Source organism: Roseicyclus sp., from assembly GCF_052168335.1.
Classification (GTDB): Bacteria; Pseudomonadota; Alphaproteobacteria; order Rhodobacterales; family Rhodobacteraceae; genus Roseibacterium.
The window spans coordinates 1-9,324 of record NZ_JBQLZP010000600.1 but is presented as its reverse complement, the minus strand read 5'-3'; the positions used below and the strand labels follow the sequence as shown (position 1 = coordinate 9,324).

Annotated in this window: 8 protein-coding genes and 1 pseudogene; 6 read left to right on the top strand and 3 right to left on the bottom strand. The window is 71.6% G+C overall.

Annotated elements, in window-relative coordinates; all coding sequences use genetic code 11:
• Positions 1-202: 202 nt before the first annotated feature.
• Positions 203-1,324 (bottom strand): beta-ketoacyl-ACP synthase III, encoded by a 1,122-nt coding sequence (locus ACTS11_RS18455; RefSeq protein WP_442641751.1) that lies wholly within the window; start codon positions 1,322-1,324, stop codon positions 203-205.
• A gap of 142 nt (positions 1,325-1,466) precedes the next feature.
• On the opposite strand from ACTS11_RS18455, the gene ACTS11_RS18450 reads away from it, so the two are divergent.
• Both ACTS11_RS18450 and ACTS11_RS18445 read left to right on the top strand, forming a co-directional pair.
• A complete protein-coding gene (locus tag ACTS11_RS18450; protein WP_442641750.1) occupies positions 1,467-2,753 on the top strand; it encodes a lipoprotein-releasing ABC transporter permease subunit in 1,287 nt (428 codons plus the stop codon).
• Positions 2,746-3,423 carry an ABC transporter ATP-binding protein gene (locus ACTS11_RS18445; RefSeq protein ID WP_442641749.1) on the top strand — a complete coding sequence of 226 codons (678 nt, stop codon included), beginning with the start codon at positions 2,746-2,748 and terminating at the stop codon, positions 3,421-3,423. Before ACTS11_RS18450 ends, ACTS11_RS18445 begins: the two co-directional genes overlap by 8 nt.
• Before the next feature lie 357 nt (positions 3,424-3,780).
• Here the strand turns inward: ACTS11_RS18445 and ACTS11_RS18440 are convergent, their stop codons facing one another.
• Complete coding sequence (locus tag ACTS11_RS18440; RefSeq protein ID WP_442641748.1) at positions 3,781-4,731, bottom strand: alpha/beta hydrolase; 951 nt, start codon at positions 4,729-4,731, stop codon at positions 3,781-3,783.
• Positions 4,731-5,024, bottom strand: coding sequence for an SCP2 sterol-binding domain-containing protein (locus ACTS11_RS18435; protein WP_442641747.1), 294 nt, complete (start codon positions 5,022-5,024; stop codon positions 4,731-4,733). The genes ACTS11_RS18440 and ACTS11_RS18435 overlap by 1 nt, the downstream gene beginning before the upstream one ends.
• A 99-nt stretch (positions 5,025-5,123) precedes the next feature.
• Between ACTS11_RS18435 and ACTS11_RS18430 the strand changes: the two genes are divergently transcribed.
• The 4 genes and pseudogenes from ACTS11_RS18430 to ACTS11_RS18415 all read left to right on the top strand — a co-directional run.
• Positions 5,124-5,675 carry a tetratricopeptide repeat protein gene (locus ACTS11_RS18430; protein ID WP_442641746.1) on the top strand — a complete coding sequence of 184 codons (552 nt, stop codon included), beginning with the start codon at positions 5,124-5,126 and terminating at the stop codon, positions 5,673-5,675.
• Between the two features lie 25 nt (positions 5,676-5,700).
• Entirely contained in the window at positions 5,701-8,694 is a 2,994-nt protein-coding gene (locus ACTS11_RS18425) for a helicase-related protein (RefSeq protein ID WP_442641745.1), read from the top strand.
• A gap of 7 nt (positions 8,695-8,701) precedes the next feature.
• On the top strand, positions 8,702-9,061 hold the full coding sequence (locus ACTS11_RS18420) for an RNA-binding S4 domain-containing protein (protein ID WP_442641752.1): 360 nt from the start codon (positions 8,702-8,704) through the stop codon (positions 9,059-9,061).
• A gap of 158 nt (positions 9,062-9,219) precedes the next feature.
• A pseudogene (locus ACTS11_RS18415) lies at positions 9,220-9,324 on the top strand (ferredoxin FdxA); the annotation flags it as partial.

Genomic DNA, 9,324 nt, shown 5'->3' with positions numbered 1-9,324 from the left:
GGACAAGTCCCGCCCTACGGTCGGGGTGGCGGGGCTTGTCCCGCCGTCCGCTCCGGCCCGTAGGGCGGGACTTGTCCCGCCGCCCGCTCCAGCTCCGTAGGGCGGGGCTTGTCCCGCCGCCCGCTCCGGCCCCGTAGCGCGGGGCTTGTCCCGCCGCCCGCTCCGGCCGCAACCTGTCCCGCTGCAAGGCCCCGTCCGGCCCTCAGACCCGCTCCACGATCACCGATCCCACCGAGTACCCCGCCCCGAAGGAGCAGATGAGCCCGAGGTCCCCCGGCGCCATGTCCGCCGAGTGCTTGGCGAAGGCGATGATCGACCCCGCCGAGGAGGTGTTGGCGTAGTCCTGCAGGATGTTCGGCTGCTCCTCGGCCAGAGGCTCGCGCCCCAGAACCTTGCGGCCGATGTAGTCGTTCATCGTCTTGTTGGCCTGGTGGAGCCAGAGGCGCTTCAGGTCCGCGGCCTCGACGCCCTCCTCCGCCATGTGCTCGGCGATGTGCTGCGACACGAGCGGCAGCACCTCCTTGAAGACCTTCCGCCCATTCTGCATGAACTGCATGTCGCGGCGGTCCTCCATGTGACCCTTCCGCGTGCGTCGCAGGAAACCGTTGTTGTTGCGGATGTTGTTGGAGAACTGCGTCGCGAGCCTGGTCGAGCGGATGCGGAAGTGCGGGCCGCGCGCCAGGTCCTCGCGCTCGATCAGCACCGCGGTGCAGACATCCCCGAAGATGAAGTGGCAATCCCGGTCGCGCCACTCGAGATGGGCCGAGCAGATCTCGGGGTTGACCACGAGGGCGCGCGCGATCGAGCCCGAGCGGATCATGTCCGCGGCCGCCTGGATGCCGAAGGTCGCCGAGGAGCAGGCCACGTTCATGTCGAAGGCGAAGCCGCCCGCGCCGAGCAGGTCCTGGATCTCGACGGCGACCGCCGGATAGGCGCGCTCGTGGTTCGAGGCGGCGCAGATCACCGCGTCGACCTTCGCGGCCTCGAGCCCGGCCATGTCGAGCGCCTGCCGGCAGGCGTCGAGCGCCATTTCCGCCATCTGGCCCGGCTCCTCGTCGGTCCGCTCGCGCAGCCAGGGGTGCATGACCTCCGGGTCGAGGATGCCGGTCTTGTCGAGCACGTGGCGCCGTTCGATCCCGGAGGCCGCGACGATGAACTCGCTCGAGGAATGCGCCTTGGCCTCCACCTCGCCGGCGGCGATCGCGTCCGCGTGCTCGGCGTTCCAGCGGTCGGCCCAGGCGTTGAAGGCGACGACGAGCTCGTCGTTGGTGATGACCTCGGACGGGGTGAAGACCCCGTGCCCGGTGATGGCTGGCTGGTGCATGTCTCTCTCCGCCTCTCCCCCGCAGATGGGCGCGAACGGCGCGGGGCGTCAACCCCGCCGCGGCGGCAGCGCCGGGGCCGCTCGCCTTGACAGCGGGGCCAAACTGGCCACCTTGCCCGCAACGAGCAGAGGGAGCCATGCCATGGCCGCCACGCCCAGACCCTTCGCCGGGTTCGAGTTCCTCATCGCCTGGCGCTACCTGCGCGCGCGCCGCGCCGAGGGGGGCGTGAGCGTGATGACCTGGATCAGCTTCCTCGGCATCGCGCTGGCCGTCGCCGCGCTGATCGCGACGCTCGCCGTGCGCTCGGGCTTCCGTCACGAATTCGTGGGCACGATCCTCGGCGCGAACCCGCACATCAGCGTCTACGACCAGGTCGAGACGACGGCGGCGGGACAGGTCGACCGGGTGATGGAGGATTACGAGGCGGTCGCGCAGGCCGTCGCGCAGGTGCCCGGCGTGATCCACGCCGCGGCGGTGATCCGCGGCCAGGTCATGGCGACCGCGGGCGGACGGAACGCGGGCGTCGAGGTCGTGGGCATCGCGCCCGAAGACCTCGCCGAGGTGCCGCTCGTGGCCGAGCCCGAGGTCGCGCGCGGCGATATCGGCCGCTTCCCCGAGGGCATCGCCATCGGCTCGGGCGTGGCGCGCGAGCTCGGCGTGGGCATCGGCGACCGGGTGCGCCTGATCTCGCCCGACGGCGCGCGGACACCCTTCGGCACCAGCCCCCGCGTCTCGGCCTACGAGGTCGTGTACATCTTCCAGGTCGGGCGCTGGGACATCGACCGCATCCGCGTCTACATGCCCTTCGGCGAGGCGCAGACCTACTTCAACCGCGACGGCGTTGCCGACGAGATCGAGGTCATGCTGGCCGAGCCCGAGGAGGTCCGCCGGATGATCGTCCCGATCCTCCAGGCGGCGGGCGGCGGCGTCTCCATCTGGACATGGGAGGACAATTCCGGGGCCTTCCTCCAGGCGCTGCAGATGGAGGACAACATCATGTTCATCATCCTCTCCATCCTCGTCCTGATCGCGACGATGAACATCGTCTCGGGCCTCATCATGCTGGTGAAGAACAAGTCCCGCGACATCGGCATCCTGAGGACCATGGGCCTGTCCGAGGGGTCGGTCCTGCGCGTCTTCTTCATCTGCGGCTCGGCCATCGGGGTCGCGGGCACGATCGCGGGCGTGGCGCTGGGCTCGGCCTTCGCGATCTGGATCGACCCGATCTTCGCGGCGGTGAACTGGCTCGCGGGGGGCGGCGTCTGGGACCCCTCGGTGCGCTTCCTCTCGACGCTGCCCGCGCGGCTGGAATGGGGCGACGTGCTCTCGGCGGTGGCGCTGTCGCTCGGGCTCTCGTTCGCCGTCACGATCTTCCCGGCGCGGCGGGCGGCGCGGATGAACCCGGTCGAGGCGCTGCGCTATGAGTGATCCGGCGCTGAGGCTCGAGGGGATCGAGAAGGTCTACAACCGCGGCCGCCCGAACGAGGTCGCGGTCCTGCGCGGCGCCTCGGCCGAGATCGGCGCGGGCGAGGTCGTTGGCCTCGTGGCGCCGTCGGGGGCGGGAAAGTCCACGCTTCTCCATATCGCGGGGCTACTCGACACGGCGGATGCGGGGACGGTCGCCATCGCGGGGCAGGACGTGGGCGCGGCCTCCGACCGGGTCAGGACCGCGGCGCGGCGGGGGCTCGTGGGCTTCGTCTACCAGTTCCACCACCTCCTGCCCGAGTTCACCGCGGGGGAGAACGTCGTCCTGCCGCAGCTCGCCCATGGTGTTGCCCGCGCCGAGGCCGAAGCGCGGGCGGCGATGCTGCTCGACCGGGTGGGCCTGAGCGCGCGCGCCGCGCACCGGCCCGCGGCGCTTTCGGGAGGAGAGCAGCAGCGCGTCGCCTTCTGCCGGGCGCTCGCCAACGCGCCGCGCCTCCTCCTGGCCGACGAGCCCACGGGCAACCTCGACCCCGAGACCTCGGACCGGGTCTTCGACGTGCTGATGGCGCTGGTGCGCGAGACGGGGATGGCCGCGCTGATCGCGACGCACAATCCCGCGCTCGCCGCGCGCATGGACCGGGTGCTGAGGCTCGACCGCGGCCTCCTCGCCTGAGGGGAGGCCGGCGCGGCCCCGGGCGCCCCTTCGGGACACCGCGTGGCCGCGCCGCGGGGGCCATGCCCCCGGGCGCCCGGACCGGCAATGGCGGCGCCGGGGAGGGGCGGGGCCTGTGTCGCCGCTGGCGGGCATTTCCGCGCCCTGGGGCTGCGTGAACCGGGGGGCGGACCTACGGCACGGGCTTTCGCGGAAGTTCAGCGCCAGCGCCCGGAGCCGCGGGCACCGCTTATGGCACCCGCGAGGCGCGCGGGGCGCGTGGCTTTCTGCCTGAAGGCCGGGAGAAGAGCCGGAGTCGGGACCAGCGCGTGCGTGCGCGGGACCGCGAAGTTGCACCCAAGCGCGACGCTCACGCCGTCAGGCGTGTTCGTCGAAATGCCCCAGGATCGTGTCGAGCGTGAAGCGGCGGCGCACGGGCGTCTCCATCATCACCTCGTGGAGCGCGCCCTCGACCTCGACGAGGCGCCCGCCCGGCCAACGGTCCATCCGCGCCTTCATCGCGGAAACCTCGACGATGCTCTCGCCGCTGCCGTGGAGGGTAACCGCGGGCACGTCGGGGGCGGGCAGGGCCATCAGCGTCCGCGTCTCCGCGAGCGCGGCCTTGACCCAGAGGATCGAGGGTCCGCCGAGGGCGAGCTCGGGGTGGCGCGCGATCTGGCGCGACATGTAGTCGAACTGCTCGCGGTCGGTGGTGAGGGGGTTGTCCTCGAACTCCATCGCCTTCCAGGGGCCGGTAGAGGGCGCGAAGGTCGTGCCGAAGCCGAGCGGGCCGGCGAGGCCGAGGACGATGCCGGAGATCGACTTGAGGAACGGGGTCATCTGGATGCCCCACATCGGCCCGGTGAAGGCGGCGGCGCCGACGGGCAGGCCGTCGTGGAGCGCCCTGAGTCCGATCGCGCCGCCCATGGAATGGCCGATGAGCATGAACGGCCCGGTCACCTCGAGCGCCTCGAGTGCTGCGCGGAAGGCCGCGACGTCCTGCCGGTACTCGTCGAAGCTGACGACATGGCCCATGTCGCGACGGTGCCGCGGCCGGTCGGCGAGGCCCTGGCCGCGCCAGTCGAAGGCCACCATGCCCCAGCCCGCGGCGGCGAGATCCTGCGCGACGCGGCCGTATTTCTCGATGTACTCGGTCCGGCCGGGGAAAAGCAGGACGGTGCCCTTTGGCCCCGCGGGCCAGATGCCCATGCGGAGCCGCGTGCCGTCCGCGCTCGTGACCCACCAGGCGCGGGCGCCCTCGGGCCCTTCGGCCACCTCGCCGAGGAAGGGGGCCGGGACCGGCCCTGAGACCACGGGCGCCACCAGCATCACGACAGCGCCGAGCCGAGCTTCATCGCCGTGCCCATGTCGCCGTCGAGCTTGAGCTTGCCGGACATGAAGGCCGCGGTCGGGTTGAGGTCGCCCGCCAGAATGTCCTGGAAGGTGCCCGCATCCGCGGTCATGGTCACGTCGGCCTCGTCCTCCTCGGTCGCGGCGCGCACCCCCGCGCCGTCGACGATCACGGCGCCCTCGCCGCGGATGACGAACTTGGCCGATCCGTCGAACGTGCCGCCGAGCTTCTCGGCGATGGCATCGACGGCCGCATCGATCACGCTGCTCATGTCTCTCTGGTCTCCTGGTCCTTGTTCGCGGATGACGACCCTTCGCCGTTCACCGCGCTTTGATATGGAATGCGGGAGCGGAAATGCTACATGTGAAGCATGGCGTTTCGCACCCTTCTGCTCAATCTTGTCGTCGCGGCAGCCCTGTGCGGGATTCCCGCCATTGCAATCGCGCAACCTTCCGCCGACGAGCTTCTGGACCGGCTCTCGCAGCCCGACCTCCGCAACTGGGACGTGGTGGAGAACGAGGTCTACGAGGCCTGGTCGCGTTCGGGCTCGCCCTCGGCCGACTACCTGCTGCGGCGCGGCCGCGAGGCGCTGGCGGCGGAGGACTTCGAGGCGGCCTACGATCACCTGACGGCGCTGACCGACCACGCCCCCGACTTCGCGGAGGGCTGGAACGCGCGCGCGACGCTCCTCTTCCAGATGGGCGCCTACGGGCAGTCCATCGCCGACATCCAGCGCGTCCTCGCGCTCGAGCCACGGCATTTCGCGGCGCTGACGGGCCTCGGCATCATGCTCGAGGAGATGGGCGACATGGAGACCGCGCTGGAGGCGTTCCGCGCGGCGCATGCTATACATCCGCACCGCCCGGACATAGAAGAGGCCATAGGCCGGATCGAGCAGGAGCTGGAGGGCCGCACGCTCTGACGCGCGGCCCCCGGAAGGAGCGCCCATGAGGGACCTCAGTCCCGACACGCGCGGCCGCGTCGCCGCCATCCTCGGGCCGACCAACACCGGCAAGACGCACTACGCCATCGAGCGGATGCTGGCCCATCGCACGGGCGTCATCGGCCTGCCGCTGCGCCTGCTGGCGCGGGAGGTCTACGACAAGATCGTCGGCCTCCGCGGCCCCTCGGTCGTCGCCCTCGTCACCGGCGAGGAGCGGATCGTGCCGGAGCGGACGCAATACTGGGTCTGCACGGTCGAGGCGATGCCCGTCGGCAACGGCGCCGACTTCCTCGCGGTCGACGAGATCCAGCTCTGCGCCGATCTCGAGCGCGGGCATGTCTTCACCGACCGGCTGCTGCACGCACGCGGCCTGCACGAGACGCTGTTCCTCGGCTCGGACACGATGCGCAACGCCATCGCGGCGCTGGTGCCGGGCGTGCAGTTCCTCCGGCGCGAGCGGATGTCGGAGCTGACCTACACCGGGTCCAAGAAGGTCAGCCGGATGCCGCCCCGGAGCGCCATCGTCGGCTTCTCGGTCGAGAACCTCTACGCCATGGCCGAGCTCCTGCGCCGCCAGAAGGGCGGCCCCGCCGTCGTCATGGGCGCGCTCAGCCCGCGCACCCGGAACGCGCAGGTCGAGCTCTACCAGAACGGCGACGTGGACGTGCTGGTGGCGACCGACGCCATCGGGATGGGCCTGAACCTCGACATCCGGCACGTCGCCTTCTCGGGCCTGCGGAAGTTCGACGGGCGGCGGATGCGCGACCTCGCGCCGAACGAGCTGGCGCAGATCGCGGGCCGGGCGGGGCGGCACACCAATCCCGGCACCTTCGGCGTGACCGGCGAGGCGCCGCCCCTCGACGAGGACGTGGCCGAGGCGGTGATGAGCCACCGCTTCGCCCCGGTGCGCAAGCTCCAGTGGCGGAATTCCGCGCTCGAGTTCGGCTCGCTCCACCGCCTCGTCGCCTCGCTCGAGGAGCGGACCGAGGACGACTGGCTGACCCGCGCGCGGGAGGCGGACGACCTCATGGCGCTGAAGGCGCTGGCGGATCGGGGCGAGATCGCCGGCCGCATGGGCTCGGCCCGCGACGTGCGGCTTCTGTGGGACGTGTGCCGCATCCCCGATTTCCGCGGCATCAGCCATGCCGAGCACGCCGACCTCCTCGGCCGGATCTTCGAGTTCCTGCACGACCTCGGGCGCGTGCCCGACGACTGGCTCGCGCGGCAGGTGAAGCGGATCGATCGAACCGAAGGCGACATCGACACGTTGTCCAAGCGCCTCGCCTATATCCGCACCTGGACCTATGTGGCGCAGCGCACGGGATGGGTCGACGACGAAAGCCATTGGCGCGAGGCGACCCGTGCCGTAGAAGACCGCCTGTCGGATGCGCTGCACGGCGCGCTGACGCAGCGATTTGTCGACCGGCGCACCTCCGTGCTTCTGCGCCGGTTGAAGCAGAAGGAGAGCCTTGTGGCCGAGGTGACAGACAGCGGCGAAGTGACCGTCGAGGGCCAGGTCCTCGGCCGGATCGAGGGCTTCCGCTTCCGCCAGGACGAAACGGCGAGCCCGGACGAGGCGCGGACGCTGCGGCAGGCCGCGATGGCGGCGCTCCGCCCCGAGTTCCACCTGCGCGCCGACCGCATGTACAACGCGCCCGACACCGCCTTCGAGATGACCGAGCAGGGCGGCCTCATGTGGGGCGAGATCGCCGTCGGCCGCCTCGTGCAGGGCCCCGAGCCTCTGAAGCCGACCGCCGAGGCCTTCGTCGAGGACGACGCAGGCGCCGAGGTGATCCAGAAGGTGCAGCGCCGCCTCCAGCACTTCGTCGACCGCAAGATCGCCGCGCTCTTCGAGCCGATGCTGAACATGGCGCGCGACGAGGCGATCACCGGGCTGGCGCGCGGCGTCGCGTTCCGCCTCGTGGAGGGCTACGGCATCGTGCCCCGGTCCGAGATCGCCGGGGACATCAAGTCGCTCGACCAGGAGGCGCGGGGCCAGTTGCGCAAGCACGGCGTGCGCTTCGGCCAGTTCACGATCTTCCTGCCGCTGCTGCTGAAGCCCGCGCCGACGCGGCTGCGGCTCGCGCTCTGGGCGCTGGGCAAGGGACTCGACGCGATCCCCGAGAGCCCGCCGCCGGGCCTCGTGACCATCCCGCACGAGACCGACCGGCCCGAGGGCTACTACCTCATGTCGGGCTATCGGCCCGCCGCCTCGCGCGCGATCCGCATCGACATGCTCGAGCGCCTGGCCGACATGTTGCGCGGCAAGGACACGCGCGGCGGCTTCGAGGCGAGCGCGGACATGCTGTCGATCACGGGCCTCACGCTCGAGCAGTTCGCGGACCTGATGGGCGGCCTCGGCTACAAGGCCGAGCGGGGCGAGCGGCCCAAGGTGAAGGCCGCGCCCGAGGCGCCCGCCGTGGTGGAACCCGCCGCCGCCGACGGCGCACCCGAGACGATGGACGAGACGCTCGCGGGCACGCTGCCGGCCGATGCGCCGACCGGGCTCGAGGGGGCGGACACGCCCGACCCGACGCCGCAGGAGATGCCCGTCGAGCAGCCCGACGAGACGCCGCCCGCGCCGCCCGCCGAGACACCGGCCGACCAGCCCGACGAGACGCCGGTCGAGATCCCGACGGAGGTTCCCGGCCAGGCCCCGGGCGAGGAGGCCGCCGTCGAGATGGAAGTCTTCTACACTTTCATCTGGGCGCCCCGCCGCCGCGGCGGCGACCGCCCGCAGCGGCGCGCCGACGGCGAAGGCGGCCGTCCGCGCGGCAAGAAGCAGCATGGTGGCGGCGAGCGGGGCGACCGGCCCCGCAGCGAGGGCGAGCGGGGCGACCGTCCCCGCGGCAAGCCCAAAGGCAAGGGCGGCAAGCCCCACGGCGGCAAGGGGCAGGACGACAAGCCCCGCACCTACACCGCCCGGCCAGAAAAGCCCGCGCGCATCGATCCTGACAATCCCTTCGCCGTCCTCGCGGCGCTGAAGGACCGGACCTGAGGCGCTCCTGACCGATACGTCGCGCCAGACCGACCGCCTCGACCGCTGGCTCTGGCAGGCGCGCTTCTTCAAGACGCGCAGCCTCGCCGCGCGGATCGTGGGCGAGGGCGGCGTGCGCGTGAACGGGGTCAGGGCGGTGAAGCCCGCGGCCTCGGTCGGGGCGGGCGACGTCCTGACCTTCGCGCAGGGCCGCGCGATCCGCGTGGTGCGGATCACGGCGCTGGGCGTGCGGCGCGGTCCCGCGACCGAGGCGCAGCAGCTTTACGAGGACCTCGAACCGGCTGCCTCCGCCGAGCCTCGGGCCGGTCCGCGCCCGACCGGGAAGGACCGCCGCGCGCTCGACCGGCTGCGCGATCCCGAGGACTGAGCCTGCGGCGAAACGGCGTGCCGAGGGCTCTTGCAAACTGTCAACTTGAGTTTACACTTGCCTGACAGACCAGCCGGTCCGCTGCGGCATGGCCGCGCCTTGCATCGCAGGGGTGCCTCGCGTAGCAGACCGGGACGAACGACCAGCCGAGGGTGTCCATGACCTATGTCGTGACCGAGAACTGCATCGCCTGCAAATACACGGACTGCGTGGAGGTGTGCCCCGTGGACTGCTTCTACGAGGGCGAGAACATGCTGGTGATC